10 protein-coding genes are annotated in these 20,138 nt (G+C 69.3%); 5 read left to right on the forward strand and 5 right to left on the reverse strand.

Features of this window, described 5'->3' with window-relative positions; translation table 11 throughout:
- Nucleotides 1-11 precede the first annotated feature (11 nt).
- Genes TPAU_RS06590 through TPAU_RS06600 form a run of 3 tightly spaced genes read left to right on the forward strand, consistent with a single transcriptional unit; the run spans nt 12 to nt 15,203 of the window.
- Nucleotides 12-9,320 (forward strand): type I polyketide synthase, encoded by a 9,309-nt coding sequence (locus TPAU_RS06590; RefSeq protein WP_013125982.1) that lies wholly within the window; start codon nt 12-14, stop codon nt 9,318-9,320.
- A 17-nt stretch (nt 9,321-9,337) separates the two neighbouring features.
- Complete coding sequence (gene acpS / locus TPAU_RS06595; protein ID WP_013125983.1) at nt 9,338-9,721, forward strand: holo-ACP synthase AcpS; 384 nt, start codon at nt 9,338-9,340, stop codon at nt 9,719-9,721.
- A 46-nt stretch (nt 9,722-9,767) separates the two neighbouring features.
- The gene (locus TPAU_RS06600) at nt 9,768-15,203 is read left to right on the forward strand and encodes an ATP-binding protein (RefSeq protein ID WP_013125984.1); all 5,436 of its coding nucleotides are present in this window, start codon (nt 9,768-9,770) and stop codon (nt 15,201-15,203) included.
- A 173-nt stretch (nt 15,204-15,376) separates the two neighbouring features.
- On the opposite strand, the gene TPAU_RS06605 is transcribed toward TPAU_RS06600, so the two are convergent.
- Nucleotides 15,377-15,712, reverse strand: a complete 336-nt coding sequence (locus TPAU_RS06605; RefSeq protein ID WP_013125985.1) for an HIT family protein — start codon at nt 15,710-15,712, stop codon at nt 15,377-15,379.
- Between the two features lie 272 nt (nt 15,713-15,984).
- A complete protein-coding gene (locus TPAU_RS06610) occupies nt 15,985-16,422 on the reverse strand; it encodes a DUF6194 family protein (RefSeq protein WP_013125986.1) in 438 nt (145 codons plus the stop codon).
- A 39-nt stretch (nt 16,423-16,461) separates the two neighbouring features.
- Here TPAU_RS06610 and TPAU_RS06615 point away from each other — a divergent pair, with 39 nt between their 5' ends.
- Nucleotides 16,462-17,226, forward strand: coding sequence for a MerR family transcriptional regulator (locus TPAU_RS06615; RefSeq protein ID WP_013125987.1), 765 nt, complete (start codon nt 16,462-16,464; stop codon nt 17,224-17,226).
- Nucleotide 17,227: 1 nt separating this feature from the next.
- Here TPAU_RS06615 and TPAU_RS06620 read toward each other — a convergent pair whose 3' ends face one another.
- Together TPAU_RS06620 and bcp are read right to left on the reverse strand one after the other, a co-directional pair.
- The gene (locus TPAU_RS06620; RefSeq protein ID WP_013125988.1) at nt 17,228-18,373 is read right to left on the reverse strand and encodes an acyl-CoA dehydrogenase family protein; all 1,146 of its coding nucleotides are present in this window, start codon (nt 18,371-18,373) and stop codon (nt 17,228-17,230) included.
- An 11-nt stretch (nt 18,374-18,384) separates the two neighbouring features.
- Nucleotides 18,385-18,858, reverse strand: coding sequence for a thioredoxin-dependent thiol peroxidase (bcp, locus tag TPAU_RS06625; protein ID WP_013125989.1), 474 nt, complete (start codon nt 18,856-18,858; stop codon nt 18,385-18,387).
- Nucleotides 18,859-18,876: 18 nt separating this feature from the next.
- Between bcp and TPAU_RS06630 the strand changes: the two genes are divergently transcribed.
- Nucleotides 18,877-19,251 (forward strand): hypothetical protein, encoded by a 375-nt coding sequence (locus TPAU_RS06630; RefSeq protein ID WP_013125990.1) that lies wholly within the window; start codon nt 18,877-18,879, stop codon nt 19,249-19,251.
- A gap of 1 nt (nt 19,252) precedes the next feature.
- Here the strand turns inward: TPAU_RS06630 and TPAU_RS06635 are convergent, their stop codons facing one another.
- Nucleotides 19,253-20,119, reverse strand: coding sequence for a LysR family transcriptional regulator (locus TPAU_RS06635; protein WP_013125991.1), 867 nt, complete (start codon nt 20,117-20,119; stop codon nt 19,253-19,255).
- Nucleotides 20,120-20,138: the final 19 nt, after the last annotated feature.

The following is a 20,138-nucleotide window of genomic DNA, read 5'->3' on the forward strand; positions in this document are numbered from 1 at the left end:
CGAGGAGATTCATGACTGTCGACGACTTCGTCACCGCCCACGCCCGCACCGCCAAGAACCCCCGTTCGAACGATGCGCTCGTGGACAGGCTGGCGTCCGGCGAGCAGTACGCGCTGATCTTCGGCGGCCAGGGCGGCCCGTGGCTCGCCGGTCTCGTCTCGCTGCTTGAGCAGACCGGCCTGGCGGACGATCCGGAGTACCGCGAGCTCTTCGATGGCTTCGTCTCGCGCGCTGACAGCGCACTCGAACCGGTGCGGGCCGAGCTCTTGCGCGCCCAAGCCCTCACCTTCGACCCGATGCGGTGGCGCGACGCCTCGATCGCCGCCTCCGAGGCCGAGACCACCGACGAGGAGGGCGACGAGCCCGCCCAGGCTGCCACTCAATCGCGCCGGCCCCTTGCCCCGCAGGTCGACGGTGCCGTCTTCTCGGTCCCCGGCGTCCTGTTCAGCCAGCTCGTGGCGCTGTACGGCCTCGAGGCCCAGGGCCTCGATCCGTGGGACGTTCCGCCGGTCGCCGCCATCGGCCACTCGCAGGGCCAGCTCGCCGTCGCCGCGTTCGCCTCCCGTGGAGCCGAAGGCGACCTGCTCGCCATCGCTCGACTGATCGGTGCCGCCGGCCGTGTCGTCGCCCGGCGCAAGGGCCTCGTCGCGCTCGGCGGTGCGACCCCGATGATGTCGGTGTCCGGCGTCCGTCAGGACAAGCTCGAGCAACTCCTCGCCGACTTCACCGCTACCGTCGCTTTCGACGCCTGCGGCCCCGTGCTCGCGGTCCGTAATAGTCGCACCGCGTTCGTGCTCACCGGCACCCCCAAGCTGCTCAACGGTTTCCGCGAGTACTGCGAGTCCGTCGCCGAGACCGAGGAGGCGCAGCGCAAGGACAAGCTCACCGGCGGCGCGGCGTTCGCCCCCAAGTTCGAGGACGTCCCGGTCGACATCGGTTTCCACCATCCCGCGCTCGCCGATGGCGTCGCGCTGGTCACCGAGTGGGCCGAGCGCTGCGGCCTCGACGCCGAGAAGGCCGGCCGCCTGGCCGCCGCCGTGCTCGTCGAGCCGGTCGACTGGGTCGCCGATGTCGATGCCGCGATCGCCAAGGGCGCGCGCTGGCTGATCGATCTGGGCCCCGAGGATCTGGCGACCCGTCTCGCCGCGGCGCCCGCACGTGGCCGCGGCGTGGGACTGGTGCCCGCGACCACCCTGCGAGGCGCACGGAACCTGTTCTCCCCCGGAGGTATTCCTGAACTTCCGCTGGCCTGGTCGGAGTTCGGGCCGCGGCTGGTCGCGTTGCCCGACGGCCGCACCGTGCTCTCCACCCGGTTCACCGAGCTCACCGGCCGCAGCCCGATCCTGCTCGCCGGAATGACCCCGACCACCGTCGATCCGGGCATCGTCGCCGCAGCCGCGAACGCTGGCCACTGGGCCGAACTCGCCGGCGGCGGTCAGGTCACCGAGCCCATCTTCGCCGACAACATCGCCAAGCTCACCGCGTTGCTCGAGCCCGGCCGCGCTGCGCAGTTCAACTCGCTGTTCCTCGACCCTTACCTGTGGAAGCTCCAGCTCGGTGGCAAGCGCATCGTGCAGAAGGCCCGCGCCGCGGGCGCCCCGCTCGACGGCGTGATCATCACCGCAGGCATCCCGGAGCTCGAGGAGGCCACTGCCCTCGTCGAGGAGCTCACCGACGCGGGCATGCGGTACGTCGCCTTCAAGCCCGGCACTGTCGAGCAGATCCGCCAGGTCGCACGGATCGCCGCCGAGGTTCCCCGCTACCCGGTGATCGTGCACGTCGAGGGTGGAAAGGCCGGTGGTCACCACTCCTGGGAAGACCTCGACGAACTCCTGCTCTCGACGTACGCCGAGCTGCGTGACCGTGGCAATGTGGTGCTGGCCGTGGGAGGCGGCATCGGTACCCCCGAACTCGCTGCCGAGTACCTGTCCGGCGAATGGTCGCGCAAGTACGGCGCCCCGGCGATGCCGGTCGACGGCATCCTCGTCGGCACCGCGGCGATGGCCACCCTGGAAGCCGCCACCTCCGACGACGTCAAGCGGATGCTCGCCGAGATCCCCGGCACCCCCGACTGGATCGGGGCGGGTCACGCGGGCGGTGGCATGGCGTCCGGCCGCAGCCAGCTCGGTGCCGACATCCACGAGATCGACAACACCGCCTCCGCATGCGGCCGCCTCCTCGACGAGGTGGCCGGCGATGGAGACGCCGTGGCCGAGCGCCGCGACGAGATCGTCGCCGCCATGGCCGGTACCGCCAAGCCGTTCTTCGGCGACGTCGACGCCATGACCTACGCCCAGTGGCTCGAGCGCTACCTCGAACTCTCCGTGGGCACCCGCGCCCAGGTGGCCGCCGCCGACCCGGAGCGGTTCGGCGACTACGGCTGGCTCGACATCACCCATCAGGACCGGTTCCTCTCGATGCTGCACCGCGCCGAGGCCCGCCTCGCCGCTGAGGACCGGGGCCCGATCGAGACCGCGTTCGCCGATGTCACCGCCACCGACGATGCCTACGCCGCGTTCGACGCTCTGTTGCAGCGTTATCCGGACGCCGCGTCCACCCGCCTGCACCCGGCCGACGTCCCGTTCTTCGTCTCGCTGTGCCGCACCCCCGGAAAGCCGGTCAACTTCGTGCCGGTGATCGACAAGGATGTGCGCCGGTGGTGGCGTTCGGACTCACTGTGGCAGGCGCACTCGCCTCGCTACACCGCCGACGAGGTGTGCATCATCCCCGGCCCGGAGGCCGTCGCCGGAATCACCCGCGTCGACGAGCCGGTCGGCGAACTGCTGAACCGGTTCGAGGCCGAACTGGTGCGCCGGCGCACGAACGCGGGGGAGCGCGCCGAGGCCGTCGCCGGTCGCCGTGTGGTGCCCGGTGTCGAGTCCGTGCCGCTCGCCCGAGCCCTCGCCGCCACCAACGTGCTGTGGGCCGGACGGCTCGTGCACAGCCCCATCGCGCGACTGGGTGCGGGCAGCACCTGGGCGATCCACGGTGAGGGGGACGAGTCCGTCGCCCTGCAGCCCGACACCGGCGCCCGGGTCCGCGTGACCGGCCCGAACTCGGTGCGCCTCGAGATTCCGGTCTCGGGTACCGAATTGGTGATCCCGATCGAGGTTCCGGACAGCTGCGCCGATGGCGGTGTCCCCGTCATCGAGCTCGGCGAGGCCAGCGAGGCCATGTCCGCACTCGTCGCATTGGCCGCCGCCGGCGATCTGCCGGCAGTCCACGACGGCGCTGCCACCATCGATTTCGACTTCCGCGCGGAGGACGCCGCCGATCACGCGGCCATCACCGCGGACAGTCTCCCCGTGGGGCTGTCCGCCCTCTACGGAGACGAGCAGCTGGCCGTGCCGGACGCCTTCGTCGGCCTGTGCTGGCCGGCGTCGTTCGCCGTGGTCGGCGCCGCGAAGACCGCAGAGGGACGCCCCGTCGTCGAGGGCATGCTGGACCTGGTTCACCTCGATCACGCCATCGAGCTGGCCGCCAACCCCGCGCCGGGCTCGTACCGCGCCACCGCCACGCTCGAAGACGTGACCGCCACCGACATCGGCACCGTGGTCACCGTCGGCATCGATGTGCGCGCAGCCGGCACCGATGCCCCCGCGGTCACCATGACCGAGCGGTTCGCGATCCGTGGCCGCACCGGCGAGGCAGAGCTGGCCGACCCGCAGCCCGCCGGCGGTGCCCGCGGTGAGACCGCCACCGAGACGCCGCGCAAGCGGGTCCGGCAGGTCACCGTGCAGGCCCCGCAGGACATGAGCGGCTTCGCCGCAGTCTCCGGCGATCACAACCCGATTCACACCAGCCAGGTCGCCGCGTCGCTCGCAGGCCTGCCCGGCCCGATCGTGCACGGCATGTGGCTCTCGGCCGCCGCGCAGCAGGTCACGTCCGCCTCCAACGGCGATGTGATGCACCGTAAACTTCGCGGCTGGACCACCCGTTTCCTGGGCATGGTGCTCCCCGGCGACGAGGTGCAGTTCACCGTCGAGCGCGTGGGTATCGACCGCGGCGGCGAGCTGCTCGAGATCAGCGCCCGCGTGGGCGAGAACCTGGTGATGGCCGCCTCCGCCGTGGCCTTCCCGGCCGTCACCGCCTACGTCTTCCCCGGCCAGGGCATTCAGGGCAAGGGTATGGGCTTGGCCCAGCGCTCGCGCAGCAAGGCCGCCCGCGAGGTCTGGGACGCCGCCGACGAGCACACCCGCGAGAATCTCGGCTTCTCCATCCTCGCCGTGGTCCGCGACAATCCGCTGTCGATTCGGGCCAACGGCACCGTCTACACCCATCCCGACGGGGTGCTGTACCTCACCGAGTTCACCCAGGTCGCGATGGCCACCGTGGCCTGTGCACAGCTGGCCGAACTCACCGAGATCGGTGCCCGCGTGGATGATCCGATCATCGCAGGCCACTCGGTGGGTGAGTACAACGCGCTCGCGTCGGCCGGGGTACTGCCGCTGGGCACCATCCTGGAGACCGTGTTCCACCGCGGCCGCATCATGCAGCAGCTGGTGCCCCGCGATGCGGAGGGACGCAGCCCGTACGCCATGGCCGCGATCCGGCCCGAGCTGTTCGAGGTCGACGACGCAGACCTCGCGAACTGGGTCGAAGGCAGCCTCGAAGGCGCGGACGAGTACGCCGAGATCGTGAACCTGAACCTGCGCGGCGCGCAGTACGTGGTGGTCGGCAATCAGGCCGGACTCGACGCATTGGAGGCGGCGATCGCCGAACGCACCGGCAGTCCCAAGGCTTTCCAGTTGGTGCCCGGCATCGATATCCCGTTCCACTCGTCGGTGCTGCGTGCCGGTGTCCCCGAGTTCGCCGCGCGACTCGAAGAGCTGGTGCCCGCCGAGTTCGACTACACGAAGCTGGTCGGCAAGTACCTTCCGAACCTGGTGGCCCGCCCGTTCGAGCTGACCGCCGATTTCGCGCTGTCGATCCTCGACGTGGTTCCCAGCGAGCCGGTACGCGAGCTCGTCGCGGATTGGGAGCGCGCCGCCGCGAATCCGATGGCGACCGCCCGCACTCTGCTCATCGAGCTCCTGGCCTGGCAGTTCGCCAGCCCGGTCCGGTGGATCGAGACCCAGGATCAGCTGCTGATCGACACCGATCACGGCGGACTGGGCGTCGAGCGGTTCATCGAGGTGGGGCTCGCGTCGGCTCCGACGCTCGCGAACCTCGCGAGCCGCACCCTGGCGCTGGCCTCGTATCAGCGGGCCGCCGCCACCGTGCTCAACGCCGAGCGCGATCAGGCGAAGGTCTTCGCGACCGATGAGGACGCCCCCGAGGACGAGGCGGACGATGCCGGCACCGAAGAGGCCTCGGCCGCACCGGTTTCCGTCGCCGCGGTGGCACCGTCGGCCGCGCCCGCGGCACCGGCCGGTGGGCCCCGGCCCGACGATCTGTCCTTCGATGCCTCCGACGCCACTCGCGCGATGATCGCGATCTGGACCAAGATGCGTCCGGACCAGCTGGAGAAGACCGACACCATCGAGACGCTGTGCGACGGCGTGAGCTCGCGCCGCAACCAGCTCCTGCTCGACCTGGGCTCGGAGCTCAATCTCGGTGCCATCGACGGTGCCGCGGAGGCCGATCTGCCCACGCTGGCCGGCACCGTCACCAAACTGGCCCGCACCTACAAGCCGCTCGGCCCGGTGCTCAGCGAGACCGTCGGCAACCAGCTCCGCAAGCTGCTCGGTTCCACCGGTAAGCGCCCGAACTACATCACCGAGTACGTGACCGGCACCTGGGAGCTCGGCCCCGGTTGGGCGCAGCACACCGTGCTCGCACTCGCCACCGGCACCCGCGAGGGCGCTTCGGTGCGCGGCGGCGATCTGGCCACCCTGCTCGATGGCCCGGTGTCCAACGCGGCTGCGCTCGATGCACTGATCGACCGTGCCGTGCTCGAAGTGGGGGCCGCCCAGGGTGTTGCCGTCGGCAAGCCCTCCGCCGGTGGCGGAGGTGGCGGCGCCACCGTCGACGCCGCGGCGCTCGCCGAGTTCACCTCGGCGATCACCGGTCCCGACGGTGCGCTCGCCGCATCGGCCCATACGCTGCTGCGCAAGCTCGGCCTGGAAACGGCCGAGGGGGCATTGCCCGACCTCGACGACGAGTCGGAGAAGTTGGCCGCGCTGATCGCCACCGAACTCGGTGACGACTGGGTCAGTGCGGTGGCGCCGGCCTTCGACAGCAACAAGGCGGTGCTCCTGGACGACCGCTGGGCCAGCGCCCGCGAGGATCTGCTCCGGGTGTGGAACATGGACCCGGCCACCTTCCCCACCTACAGCAAGCACATCCTGGAAACCGCCAAGGGCGCCGGCAAGGCATTGCAGGATCAAGCCCAGTGGTGGGAGAAGAAGGCCACCGAGGCGGGCCGCACGGAGCACGCCCGCGCTTACGCCTTCCTGTCGGGGCTCGCGAAGAGCACACCGGAGCCGGGCGTCTACGCCGATGAGGTGGCCGTGGTCACGGGCGCCTCGGCGGGATCGATCGCGGCCGCCGTCGCCGGCCGGCTGCTGGCCGGCGGTGCGACCGTCATCTGCACCACGTCGCGGCTGGACGAGAAGCGGCTGAACTTCTTCAAGGAGCTCTACCGCACCAGCGCCCGTACCGACGCGGCGCTGTGGGTGGTTCCCGCCAACATGTCGAGCTACGCCGATGTCGACGCATTGGTCGAGTGGATCGGCGAGCGGCAGGCCGAGACCGTCGGCCCGTACACGATGGTGCATAAGGAGGCCCTGGTTCCGACGCTCCTGTTCCCGTTCGCCGCGCCGCGCGTCTCCGGGGACATGTCCGATGCCGGCCCGCGCGCGGAGCTGGAGATGAAGATCCTGCTGTGGTCGGTGGAGCGGCTCATCGCCGGACTGTCCGCGATCGGCAAGGACACCGACCTCGCGTCGAAGCTGCACGTGGTGCTGCCCGGTTCACCGAACCGCGGCATGTTCGGCGGCGACGGCGCATACGGCGAGGCCAAGGCGTCCCTAGACGCGCTGGTCACCCGCTGGAACGCGGAGAAGTCCTGGTCGGAGCGGGTTACCCTGGCGCACGCCATTATCGGATGGGTCCGGGGCACGGGCCTGATGGGTGGCAACGATCCGCTGGTCGAGGCCGTCGAGGCCGCAGGTGTGCGCACCTGGTCGACCTTCGAGATGGCCGATCAGCTGCTCGAGAACGCCTCCGCCGAGGCCCGCGTGCGCGCCGAGCAGGCGCCGCTGTTCGCGGATCTGACCGGCGGCCTGGGTGGCGTGCAGCTGGACATGAAGGCCCTCGCCGACCAGGCCATGGAGGCCCGGCTCGCCGAGGCCGCCGAGGCGGACGACGAGGGCACCATCGCGGCGCTCCCGGGCGCCCCGGTCGCCACCCTCACCGAGCCCGAGTGGGACGCCATCGACGCCCGCCCCGAGGACATGGTGGTCATCGTCGGCGCCGGCGAGGTCGGTCCGTACGGCAGTTCACGCACCCGGTTCGAGATGGAGGTCGACGAGCACCTCTCGGCCGCGGGCGTCGCGGAGTTGGCCTGGGTCACCGGCATGATCACCTGGGAGAACGATCCGGAGCCCGGGTGGTACGACGCCGAGTCGGGCGAACTGGTGCCCGAGGCGGAGCTGGCCGACAAATACCACGATGCGGTCGTGGAGCGCTGCGGCATCCGCGAGTTCAGCGACGATGGCGACATCGTCGACACCACGGCACCGCTGCTCGTGTCGGTCTTCCTGCCCGAGGACATGACCTTCGTGGTCGCCAACGAGGCCGAGGCACGCGCCTTCGTCGACGCCGACGGTGAGAACACCGTCGCCGTGCCGATGGAGACCGGCGAGTGGCAGGTCACTCGCAAGGCGGGCACCGAGATCCGCGTGCCGCGCCGCACCAAGCTGCTGCGCAGCGTCGGTGGCCAGGTGCCCGACGGCTTCGACCCGAGCCACTGGGGCATCTCCCCGGAGATGCTGGAATCGGTCGATCGCCTCGCGATCTGGAATCTGGTGGCCACCGTCGACGCGTTCATCTCCGCGGGCTTCGAACCGGCTGAGCTGATGCAGTACGTGCACCCGGCGAACGTCGCGAACACCCAGGGCACCGGCATGGGCGGTATGAGCTCGATGCGCGACCTGTTCATCAACACGCTGCTGGGTGAGCCGAACCAGAACGACATCCTGCAGGAGGCGCTGCCCAACGTGGTCGCCGCGCACGTGGTGCAGAGCTACGTGGGCAGCTACGGCGCGATGATCCACCCGGTCGCCGCGTGCGCCACCGCGGCCGTCTCGGTCGAGGAGGGCGTCGACAAGATCAAGGTCGGTAAGGCCTTGTTCGCGGTCACCGGCGGCTTCGACGATCTGTCGATCGAGGGCATCACCGGTTTCGGCATGATGCAGGCGACCGCCGACAGCGAGAAGATGCTCGCCAAGGGCATCGACCCGCGCCGCTTCTCCCGTGCCAACGACCGGCGCCGGTCGGGCTTCGTCGAGTCCCAGGGCGGCGGCACCATCCTGCTGGCCCGCGGCGACGTCGCCGCCCAGATGGGGCTTCCGGTGCTCGGCGTGGTCGCCTGGGCTCAGAGCTTCGGCGACGGCGTGCACACCTCCATCCCGGCGCCCGGTATGGGTGCGTTGTCGGTGGCAGCGGGCGGCCCGCAATCGCCGATGGCCCGCAGCCTTCGGCAGCTGGGTGTGGCGGCCGATGACGTGTCGATCATCAGCAAGCACGACACGTCGACCAACGCCAACGACCCGAACGAGGCGAATCTGCATGAGCGCATCGCCGCCTCGATCGGTCGCTCCGAGGGCGCGCCGATGTTCGTGGTCTCGCAGAAGTCGCTGACCGGCCACGCCAAGGGCGGTGCCGCCGCCTTCCAGCTGATCGGCATGTGCCAGATGCTCAACGACGGTGTGGTCCCGCCGAACCGCAGCCTGGACTGCGTGGACGACGAGATGCGCAAGTACCCGCACCTGGTGTGGCTGCGCGAGACGGCGCGGTTCGGGCACGGATTCCGCCCGAAGGCCGGCTTGCTCACCTCGCTCGGCTTCGGCCACGTGTCCGGGCTCATCGCGGTGGTCCACCGCGACGCGTTCCTGGCCGCGCTCGCCCCGGAGGCGCGATCGGCGTACCTCGCGGCGGCGCGCGAGCGTGAGGTGGCCGGGCGGCGCGCGGTCCTGTCGGCGATGTGCGGCCGGTCGGAGCTGTACCGTAAGCCGCCCGCCGGACGGCGGTTCGGTGCCGATTCCTCTTCGGAGACGACGGACACCCGCGAGGCGGCACTGCTCCTCGATGACGACCTGCGCCTGGGGCAGGGTGGTACGTACGACGGGACGTCGTGCGCCGGTGGATGCCAATAGCCGATAGGCTTCCCGCCATGGCTGTGGTGGGCGTCGGGATCGATCTCGTGCACGTTCCCGACTTCGCCGAGCAGCTCGCGCGGCCGGGCACGACGATGCTGTCGTCGTTCAGCCCGGCCGAGCGGCGTGACGCGGCCGGGGACGTCCGTTCCTTGGCCGCCCGGTGGGCCGCCAAGGAGGCGGTCTTCAAAGCGTTCTCGTCGGGCTATTACGCTCAGCGGCCCGCTGAGAAAGAGGTCGGGGCGCGCGAGGTCGAGGTGGTCTCGGACGCCTGGGGACGGCCCGCGGTCCGGGTCCACGGCCGAATCGCGGACGACCTCGGGCCGGACGCGACGATCCATGTTTCACTCACCCACGACGGTGATACCGCGGCTGCGGTCGCGGTGATCGAGAAGACTTGAGCGCGGGCCAGCCCCGCACCTGAAATATCCGAAAGGGAAACAGCGAGTGTTCAGCCGAATCGCCATCGTGAACCGCGGCGAGGCCGCGATGCGCCTCATCCATGCCGTACGCGACCTGGCCGCGGAGACCGGTCAGCAGATCGAGACCGTCGCCCTCTACACCGACGTCGACCGCACCGCGACCTTCGTCCGCGAGGCCGACATCGCCTACGACTTGGGTCCTGCCGCGGCGCGTCCCTACCTGAACTACGAGCTGCTCGGGAAGGCCCTGCAGGAGACCGGCGCCGATGCGGCGTGGGTCGGCTGGGGCTTCGTCGCCGAGGATCCTGCGTTCGCCGAGAAGTGCGCCGAGGTCGGCGTGACCTTCGTCGGGCCCAGCCCTGAGGCCATGCGCCAGCTGGGCGACAAGATCGGCGCCAAGCTGATCGCCGAAGAGGTCGGCGTTCCCGTCGCGCCGTGGAGCCGCGGCCCGGTGGAGACGCTGGAGGAGGCCAAGGAGAAGGCGAAGGACATCGGTTACCCGCTGATGCTCAAGGCGACCGCCGGCGGTGGTGGTCGCGGCATCCGCATGGTCGCCTCCGACGCCGACCTCGAGGAGGCTTACCTCCGTACTCGTGAGGAGGCCGAGCGCGCCTTCGGCAGCGGCGTCGTCTTCCTCGAGCGCCTGGTCACCGGTGCCCGCCACGTCGAGGTCCAGGTGATCTCCGACGGCGAGACCGCGTGGGCGCTCGGTGTGCGCGACTGCTCGGTGCAGCGCCGCAACCAGAAGGTCATCGAGGAGTCGGCCTCGCCGGTGCTCGGCCCGGAGCAGGTGCAGCGGCTCAAGGAATCCGCGGAGCGCCTGGCCATCAAGGTGGGGTACCGCGGCGCCGCCACCGTCGAATTCCTGTACCACCCGGGCGACGATCTGCTCGCCTTCCTCGAAGTGAACACCCGCCTGCAGGTCGAGCACCCGATCACCGAGGTCACCAACGACTTCGACCTGGTGCGCGCGCAGCTGCACGTCGCGTCGGGCGGCAAGCTCGACGGTGTGCGTCCCGTCGAGCGCGGGCACGCCATCGAGGCGCGCCTGAACGCCGAGGACCCCGATCGCGATTTCGCGCCCGCGCCGGGCCGCATCGCGCTGCTGGACCTGCCCGCCGGCCCTGGCATCCGCATCGACACCGGCGTCTCGCAGGGCGACACCATCCCCGCCGACTTCGACTCGATGATCGCCAAGGTCATCGCCTACGGCAGCGACCGGGAGCAGGCTCTCGGCCGCCTGCGCCGCGCCATGAACGAGACCCGCGTCATCATCGAGGGCGGCGCCACCAACAAGAGTTTCGTGCTCGACCTGCTCAATCAGCCCGAGGTGATCGACGGTAGCGCCGACACCGGCTGGATCGACCGGGTCCGCGGCGAGGGGCGCCTGGTCGCCGACCGGCACACCGCCGTCGCGTTGGCCTCGGCAGCGATCGACGCCTACGAAGACGAGGAGCGGGCGGAACTGCAGCGCCTGTTCGCGACCGCCTCCGGCGGCCGCCCGCAGGTGCAGCACGAGAGCGGTCAGCCGCTCGACTTCAAGCTGCGTGGCGCGAGCTACCGCGTCCGTGTCGCGCGCACCGGTGCGCATCGGTTCCGTCTCGTCATCGAGAACGGTCCCGAGGTGCGCACCGCCGACGTCGATCTGGAGCGGTTCGACAATCACACGGGCCAGGCCGTGGTCAACGGTGTCCGGTACCGGCTCACCACCGGCACCCACGGCCCCGTGCACGTGGTCGACGTGGACGGTGTCACGCACCGTGTGAGCCGCGATGAGGGTGGCGTTGTCCGTTCTCCCGCACCGGCTCTCGTGGTGGCCGTGCCGCTATCGGTGGGCGACGAGGTGGCCTCCGGCGACCCGATCCTGGTGCTCGAGTCGATGAAGATGGAGACGGTGATCCGCGCCCCGTTCGCGGCCCGACTCAAGGAGATCACGGTCACCGTCGGTAGCCAGGTGGAGGCCGGCGCGGCGATGCTGCGCCTGGAACCCCTCGGCGACGACACCGAGTCCGCCGGCGCCGAGGAGGCCACCCCGCTCGATCTGGTGACCGAGCCGGCCGCTGCCGACGCCGAGGCCCGTGCCGCCCGCGGCCGGGACGATCTGCGCAGTCTGCTCCTCGGTTTCGACCGTGATCCGGCCGACGATCGCCGGGTGCTCGACGACTACCTCGCCGCGCGCTCCGAGGTCGGCGCCGGCCCCGTCGCCGACGAGCTGGCCCTGGCCGGTGTCTTCGCCGATCTCGCGGAGCTGAGCCTGCGGAGCGCGGTGAGCGACGATCAGGTGCACAGCCCCCGTGAGCATTTCCACACCTACCTGCGCAGCCTCGACGTCGAGCGCGCCGGCATCCCGGACATCTTCCAGGCGAAGCTGTCGGCGGCCCTGGCGCACTACGGCATCACCGAACTCGAGCGCACCGCCGATCTGGAGGGTGCGGTGTTCCGCATCTTCTTGGCCCTGCAGCGCCCGAAGGATACGGTTGCCGCGATCACCACGCTGCTGCGGAACTGGCTGCGCGAGCCGGCGCCGGACACGTCGGTCGACGCACGTCCCACGCTGGAGCGCCTGATCGGTGCCACCCAGTCCCGGTATCCGGCGATCGCCGACCTCGCCCGCGGCGTGGTCTTCGCGTGGTTCGGTCAGCCGCTGCTGCAGGGCAACCGCAGCACGGTGTACTCGCGAGTCCGCGAGAACCTCACCTACCTCGACGGTAAGCCCGATGCGGCCGATCGCGCCGACCGGATCGGCGAAATGGTGCGCAGCACCGAGCCGCTGGTCGCTCTCCTGGCGGAGCGTCTGGTCTCGGACGCCCGCGCCGATAACACCGTCATGCTCGAGGTGCTCACCCGCCGCTACTACGGCAACAAGGGGCTCAGCGCAGTCCGAACCCAGGACGTCGACGGCACCACCTTCGTGGTCGCCGAGAAGGACGGTGGGCTGCTCGCCTCGACGGCTGTCGCCTTCGAGGGACTGCCCGGCGCTATCACGGGTCTCGCCAAGGTGGCCGACGGTGCCGCATCGGTGGATGCCGACATCTACCTCAGCTGGGAGCAACAGCCGGAGGACTTCGACGAGATGGCGGTGACGCTCGACAACCTGCTCAGCGCGCACCCGCTGCCGCCGCAGGTGCGCCGAGTCACCGTCACCGTCGCGGGGAGCGATGGCTCGGTCATGCACCACCACTTCACTTTCCGATCCGCGGCGAACGGGGTGGCGGAGGATCGCCTGATCCGCGGCCTGCACCCGTACATTGCGCAGCGGATGCAGCTCGAACGGCTCCGCCGGTTCGACCTCACCCGCCTGCCGTCCTCGGACGACGAGGAGGTGTACCTGTACCGCGCCGTCGCCAAGGAGAATCCGGCCGACGACCGGCTGGTGGCGTTCGCCCAGGTCCGTGACCTGGCGGCGGTGCGCGACGGTAACGGGAATCTGCTCGCCCTGCCTGCGGCCGAGATCGCGCTGGCCACCTGTGTGGATTCCATCCGGCGCGCGCAGGCCGCACGCCCGTCGGCGAAGCGTCTGCCCACCAACCGGATCGTGATGTACATCTGGCCGCCCATCGACCTCAGCGAGGCTGATATCGCGGAGGTCGTTCGGCACGTCGAGTCGATCGCCGCCGGCGCGGGCCTCGAAGAGGTCCTGTTCATCGGTCGCCGTCGGGACGATGACGGTACGCTGCAGAAGACTGAGGTGCGGATCGCATTGAGCCCCACCGGAAACGCGGTCTTCTTCGAGGGTGGGCCGAGTGATGAGCCGGTCAGCCCGATCGACGGTTACCGGCAGAAGGTACTGCGCGCAGCGAGCCGCAACACCGCCTATCCGTACGAGTTGACCGGCCTGCTGGGCGAGTTCACCGAGTACGACCTGCAAGAAGGCGATATCGGCGATGTGCTGGTCCCGGTCGATCGGCCGAAGGGTCGTAACACCGCGGGCATCGTTGCGGGTGTGATCAAGACTGCGACCCCCGAGTATCCGGAGGGCATCACCCGCGTCCTGCTACTCGGCGATCCGACCAAGTCGCTGGGCGCACTGGCGGAGGGGGAGTGCCGCCGGATCATCGCGGCGATCGATCTCGCCGATCGCATGCAGGTGCCGGTCGAGTGGTATGCCCTCTCCGCCGGTGCCCGCATCTCCATGGACTCGGGTACCGAGAATATGGACTGGGTGGCCGAGGCGCTCAAGAAGATCGTCGAGTTCACGCAGGAGGGCGGCGAGATCAATATCGTCTCCGCCGGCATCAACGTGGGAGCGCAGCCGTATTGGAACGCCGAGGCCACCATGCTCATGCACACCAGGGGTGTGCTGATCATGACCCCGGAGTCGGCCATGGTGCTCACCGGTAAGCAGTCGCTCGACTTCTCCGGCGGTGTCTCGGCGGAGGACAACTTCGGTATCGGCGGCTACGACCGCATCATGGGCCCGAACGGTCAGGCGCAGTACTGGGCGCCGGATCTACTGGGCGCGCGTGACATTCTGATGCGGCACTACGCGCACACCTACATCGCGCCGGGCGAGGCCACGCCGCGCGCCTCGCAGACCAACGACCCGTCGGACCGCGATATCACCGCGTTCCCGCACCGGATCGCGGACAGCGACTTCACCACTGTCGGCGACATCTTCTCCGGGGAGAAGAACCCGGATCGCAAGAAGCCCTTCGATATCCGCACCGTGATGCGCGCGCTGTCCGACCAGGATCACCCGATCCTGGAGCGCTGGGCGGGCATGGCCGACGCGGAGACCGCGGTGGTGCAGGACGTGCATATCGGCGGTACTCCGGTGGCGCTGCTGGGCATCGAGTCGAAGTCCGTCCCGCGTCTGGGCTTCCCGGCCACCGACGGTCCCGACACGTACACCGCCGGCACCCTGTTCCCGCAGTCGTCGAAGAAGGCGGCGCGCGCGATCAACGCCGCCAGCGGTAACCGCCCGCTGGTGGTGCTGGCCAACCTGTCGGGCTTCGACGGATCGCCCGAGTCGCTGCGCAAGCTTCAGCTGGAGTACGGTGCCGAGATCGGTCGCGCGATCGTGAACTTCAAGGGCCCCATCGTGTTCTGTGTGATCTCGCGCTACCACGGCGGTGCCTTCGTGGTGTTCTCCAAGCGCCTGAACCCGAATATGACGGTGCTGGCCGTCGAGGGCTCGTTCGCCTCGGTGCTCGGCGGTGCCCCCGCTGCGGCCGTGGTCTTCTCCGGAGAGGTCAATTCCCGCACCGGTGCCGATTCGCGGGTCAAGGCGCTGGAGGAGCGCATCGCCGGTGCTTCCGGCACCGAGCGGGCCGGGCTCGCTGCCGAGCTCGAGGAGGTGCGGGCCTCGGTACGTGCCGAGAAGCTGGGCGAGGTGGCCGCGGAGTTCGATCAGGTGCACAGCATCCGGCGTGCCGTGGAGGTGGGCTCGGTCGACGAGATCGTCGCCGCGTCCGACCTGCGCCCGAAGATCATCTCGGTGATCGCGAACGCCGCGAAGTAGCTAGTCGCGTCGAGGGCGCCGCCGGTTGGTCCCGGCGGCGCCCTTTCGCGTTCGTCCCCCACGCCTCGCCGATTCCCCCATTGACAGCTTCGTCCCCTACGCCAGGAGCATCCTGCGATGGGGGACAAAGCATGCGGTGGGGGAGGTCGACGGTGCGAACCGTCACCGACGATTCAGCGGAGCGCGCGTCCGGAATGAATGTGGAAGTGCAGGTGCTTCGAATCCTGGTATGCGCCCAGGTTGGTGGTGACTGCGGCCGCTCCCGTCCGGCGGAGTAGTTCGTCGGAGATCTGTCGGACTACTGCGAGGAGTTTCAGTGTGAGATCACCGTCGGTGAGTTCGAGAAGGGACGCGATGTGTGTCTTCGGAACCACGACGATGTGCTCCGGCCAGTGCGGCCGCGTGTGCTCGAACGCCAGCACGTGTTCGTCCTCGTGGACGACCTCCACCGGTTGTCGCCGCGGAATGGCAATGTCGCAGTAGAAGTCATTTCCCGTGTACTGCTCCACGGCGCCCACCTTACGGCCAGTGGCTGCGCCCGCCGGGCGTATTCGGTCCGCTCCCAACCGGGACGTGGGCTCCCCTCCCTGGCTTGGCTTCCCCACCATAATTGGTGATGGGAGGCCGAATCGTCCAGGGGAAGAAGGATCCCCGCTGGGAGAGGAGGGCGTCGCTTCGTCCCCCACGCCTCGCCGATTCCCCCATTCACAGCTTTGTCCCCTACGCCAGGAGCATCCTGCGATGGGGGACGAAGCATGCGGTGGGGGAGGTCGACGGTGCCCTAGTGCCGGTCGGCGCGAGCGACGGCTGCGGCATGGGCCTCGCGGAGCAGACCCGTCACCAGATCCGTTGACCCGGGACCCGGCGTCACGACGGCGACCCAACCCTGCCGGGAGTAGAGCGGGTGCGGTATCACCTGATCGGCGGCTGCGTCGTCCGCCGGATCACCGGTGACCAGCTCATCGAGGCGGGACCGGCCGACGTGCGCATTGACCCGGAACCGGCCGGGCGGATCCAGATCGCACCGGTCATCGTCGGGATAGTCCTTGGTGACGATCGTCGCGAAGGGCTGGCCGCGCTGCGGGATCGTCCCGCCGGGGGAGAAGTAGAAGAAGTGATCGCCCCAGGCGATCTCGGGGAATTCGCTGCCGGATTCCGGTGCGAGCTCGACGACGTCGTCCAGGCTCCGGATGAAGGCGATGATCTGCTGCATACTCATTATTGAAGTATGTGGTTGTAGTGCTAGCGGAGGGTTGGGGTGACGGGCACGTCTCTGAGCACGGCGCAGGTGTCGTCGGCCACCGGTTACAGCGTGCAGCAGATCCGCGATCTGGAGGCAGCCGGGGTCATCGCGTCGGTCCCGAGGGCCGCGAACGGCTACCGCCGCTTCTCACGGGAACACGTGCGTGATCTTGCGGCCTATCGCGATCTGGCCGCGGCGGTGGGGCCGGTCGGTGCGCGGGCCGCGCTCCGCGGCCTACGATCTGCGGACCTCGGCGACGCCGTCGAGCTCGTCGCCGGTCTGCACGCGGACCTACGCCGCGAGCGTGAACAGGCGCTGTCCGCGCGGAGGGCGTTACGCGCCGTCAACGTCGAGGGCGAGAGCGAGGCGCCGCCCACCGTCGACGATGACATGACGATTTCGGAACTCGCCGGTGCGCTCGGTGTGCGCGCCTCCACGCTGCGCTTCTGGGAGCGCGAGGGGCTGCTCGCCCCGGACCGGGCGACCGACGGTGCCGCACGCCGGTATCCGGTGCCGCAGGTGCGCCTCGCCCGGATCGTGGCGGAGTTGCGCAATGCCGGGTACCGGATCCCCGAGGTGCGTCGGGCCGTCGCCGCCCTGCGTGACCTGGGTGACGAGGCGTCCTCGGTCGAAGCTCTGGAGGGGCGGATCGCGGCGATCGACCGTCGGCACCTTGCACTGATGCGCGCCGGCGGCGTGCTCGCCGCGATCATCACGGACCGGATGGAAGACGAAGGCACCGTCGGGATTCCCGACGGTGCCGTTCGCAGTCGAGCGTGACCTACACGTCCAGATCGCGGCCGATGATCTCCTTCATGATCTCTGAGGAGCCGGCCCAGATCCGGGTGACGCGGGCATCCATCCAGGCGCGGGCGGCACGGTACTCACGCATGTAGCCGTAGCCTCCGTGCAGCTGAACGCAACTGTCGAGCACCTGGTTCTGGATCTCGGCGGACACGTACTTGACCTTGGCGGCGTCGACCGCGGTGAGTGTGCCGCCGGCGTGCGCGAGGACCGCTTGATCCACGTACGCCTGGACCATCTCGATCTTGGTCACCAGATCAGCCAGCAGGAACTTGTTGTGCTGGAAGGAACCGATGGACTGACCGAAGGCCTTACGCTCGCGGGTGTACTCGATCGTCTCGGCCAAGATCTGCTTGGCGTGCGCCACATTGGCGACGGCAGAGCCGATCCGTTCCTGCGGCAGCTTCTCCATCATGTGATAGAAACCCCGGTCCACCTCGCCGATCAGAGCACTGGCCGGTACCCGGAGGTCGGAGTAGAAGAGCTCGGCGGTGTCCGCCTCCGGCTGGCCCACCTTGTCGAGCTTGCGTCCGCGCTCGAATCCGGGCAGCGAGCAATCCACGGCGAACAGCGAGATGCCGCGCGCCTTGGCGTCGGGGTTGGTCTTCGCGGCGATCACGGCCACATCGCACGTGTAACCGTTGGTGATGAAGGTCTTGGAGCCGTTGAGAATCCAGTCGTCGCCGCTGCGCACCGCGGTCGACTTGATGCCCGCGAGGTCGGAGCCGGCGGAGGGCTCGGTCATGCCGATCGCGGCCACGGCCTCGCCGGCGGCGATGGCCGGCAGCCACTGCTGCTTGGCCTCGTCGGTGCCCAATCGGACGATGTACGGGGTGGTGATGTCGAAGTCGATGCCCACCGAACTGGCGAAAGCCATCGAGACGGCGGCCAGTTCCTCCTGCGCGATGGCGTTGAACCGGTAATCCTCCGCCTCGCCGCCGTCGTAGGCCTCCGGGATCTCCAGACCGAGGACGCCCTGCTCGCCGAGCCCGCGCCACACGTCACGGGATATCAGCTTGTCGTCGGTGTACTGCTCGGCGTTCGGCAGCACGTTCTTCTGCAGGAAGTCGCGCACGGCGGTGCCGAACTGCAGATGGTCCTCGGTGTAGATGGTGCGGTCCAAGACGGGTCCTCTCAGAGTTTCAGGTCGCGGCGCAGCTTGGCGACGTGGCCGGTGGCGCGCACGTTGTACTGCGCCACCTCGATCTTCCCGTCGGCGCCCACCACGAACGTCGACCGGATGACCCCCGTCACGGTCTTGCCGTACATCATCTTCTCACCGAAGGCCCCGTACTCGGTAAGCACCTGCTTATCGGGATCGGACAGCAGTGGGAAGGTGAGGCCGTCCCGTTCGACGAACTTCTTGAGCTTGTCCGGCTTGTCGGGCGAGATGCCGACGACGTCGAGACCGGCGGCTTCGAAATCGGACAGATTGTCGCGGAAATCGCAGGCCTGCTTGGTGCACCCCGGAGTCATCGCGGCGGGGTAGAAGTACAAGATAACGCGACGTCCGCGGTAGTCCGAGAGGGATACCGGGTTCCCGTTCTGGTCGGGCAAAGTAAAAGAAGGTGCACTAACACCGGGTTCGAGGCGCGCAGAAGTGGTCATGCAAGCTACCGTATCGCTATGGCGACACAGGATGAGGCGACCGGGCGCGGTCGGGCCAGGATTCGGAACCTGGCGAGTGCGGCGCTCAACGCCGACGTCACCATCGACCAGGCGACCACTGTTCTCGACGGCCTCGCTCAGACGATGCAGGGCATGGACACCACCATGACCGACTTCGATGCGACCCTCGCGAGGGTCAACCGCAACCTCGACGAGTTCGAGCGACTGCTGTCCACCTTCACCGCGACGCTTGAGCGAGCGGACGCCGCGGTGGAGAAGGTCAACGCTGTCCTCGCCGCCCCGAACGCCGTGATCGCTGCCGCCGAGAAGGCCATCGCCGGCCCCGTCGACACCGTGGGCGCCCTCGGGCGTCGCCTGCTGAACCGGGAGTGACTCAGTACCGGCGGTAGCCGTTCGAAAGCCCCACCAGAAGCTCGGCCACCAAGGGATTCGGATCGGCGTCGACGCGCAGAACCGCTGCCACGGGAAGCGGGAAGCCTGCGCTGCGTCGGCTGACCACACCGGGCTGTCGCGGATCTTCGTACAGCAGTGTCCAGCCGTCCGGGTGATTGATCAGTTCCAGTGTCACCGGTTGCCCGTCGCGGACTTCGGGGCCCAGTCTCACATCGAGTCCCTCCGCCGCGAAGACCCGCGCCACCAGTTGATGCAGCAGCACCTGTTCGTTCGCAGGCGGTAGCAGCAACGGGTAGTCCGCGAGCTCCGCCGTCGTGGGCGCCCGCCCAAGCGTTGCCAGTGGATGTCGCTCCGCGAAGGCGATGAGAAGGTGATCCACCCAGAGCGGTTCGAGGTAGAGGCCCGGTTCGTCGACTCGGCCCCGGACCAGGGCCAGATCGGCATCGCCCGCGCTGACCGCAGCGATGCGCTGCGCGAAGGGTTTGATCAGGAAGTCGACTTCGGCGTCGGGATGGCGGCCGCGAACGTCGGCGATCACGCCGAGGGCGGATCGAGCGAAGGACATGTTGGCCGCGAGCCGTATGCGATCGGGCCGGGGGTGCACGGCGTCGACCGCCTCGTCGCGCAGCCGGAGCAATTCGCGCGCCCGGGGGAGCAGCACCTCTCCGGCGTCCGTGAGCCGGACGGTGCGCCCCGCGCGTTCGAACAGGTCGGCCCCGAGCTCCTTCTCCAGGGCCGCGATCTGATGGCTCACCGCGGACTGGGAGACGAAACAGCGTTGCGCCGCCCGGGAGAAGCCGCCCGTATCGGCGACCGCGACCAGGTACTCGAGCTGTCGGAACTCCATTCCGCCATCATATGAAGAA

The organism is Tsukamurella paurometabola DSM 20162 (genome assembly GCF_000092225.1).
GTDB classification, from domain to species: Bacteria; Actinomycetota; Actinomycetes; order Mycobacteriales; family Mycobacteriaceae; genus Tsukamurella; species Tsukamurella paurometabola.

Coding starts and splice junctions, on each gene's coding strand:
- TPAU_RS06590 (WP_013125982.1), top strand. CDS start 12: ATGACTGTCGACGACTTCGTCACCGCCCACGCCCGCACCGCCAAGAAC.
- acpS (WP_013125983.1), top strand. CDS start 9,338: ATGGCTGTGGTGGGCGTCGGGATCGATCTCGTGCACGTTCCCGACTTC.
- TPAU_RS06610 (WP_013125986.1), bottom strand. CDS start 16,422: ATGAGTATGCAGCAGATCATCGCCTTCATCCGGAGCCTGGACGACGTC.
- bcp (WP_013125989.1), bottom strand. CDS start 18,858: ATGACCACTTCTGCGCGCCTCGAACCCGGTGTTAGTGCACCTTCTTTT.
- TPAU_RS06630 (WP_013125990.1), top strand. CDS start 18,877: ATGGCGACACAGGATGAGGCGACCGGGCGCGGTCGGGCCAGGATTCGG.
- TPAU_RS06635 (WP_013125991.1), bottom strand. CDS start 20,119: ATGGAGTTCCGACAGCTCGAGTACCTGGTCGCGGTCGCCGATACGGGC.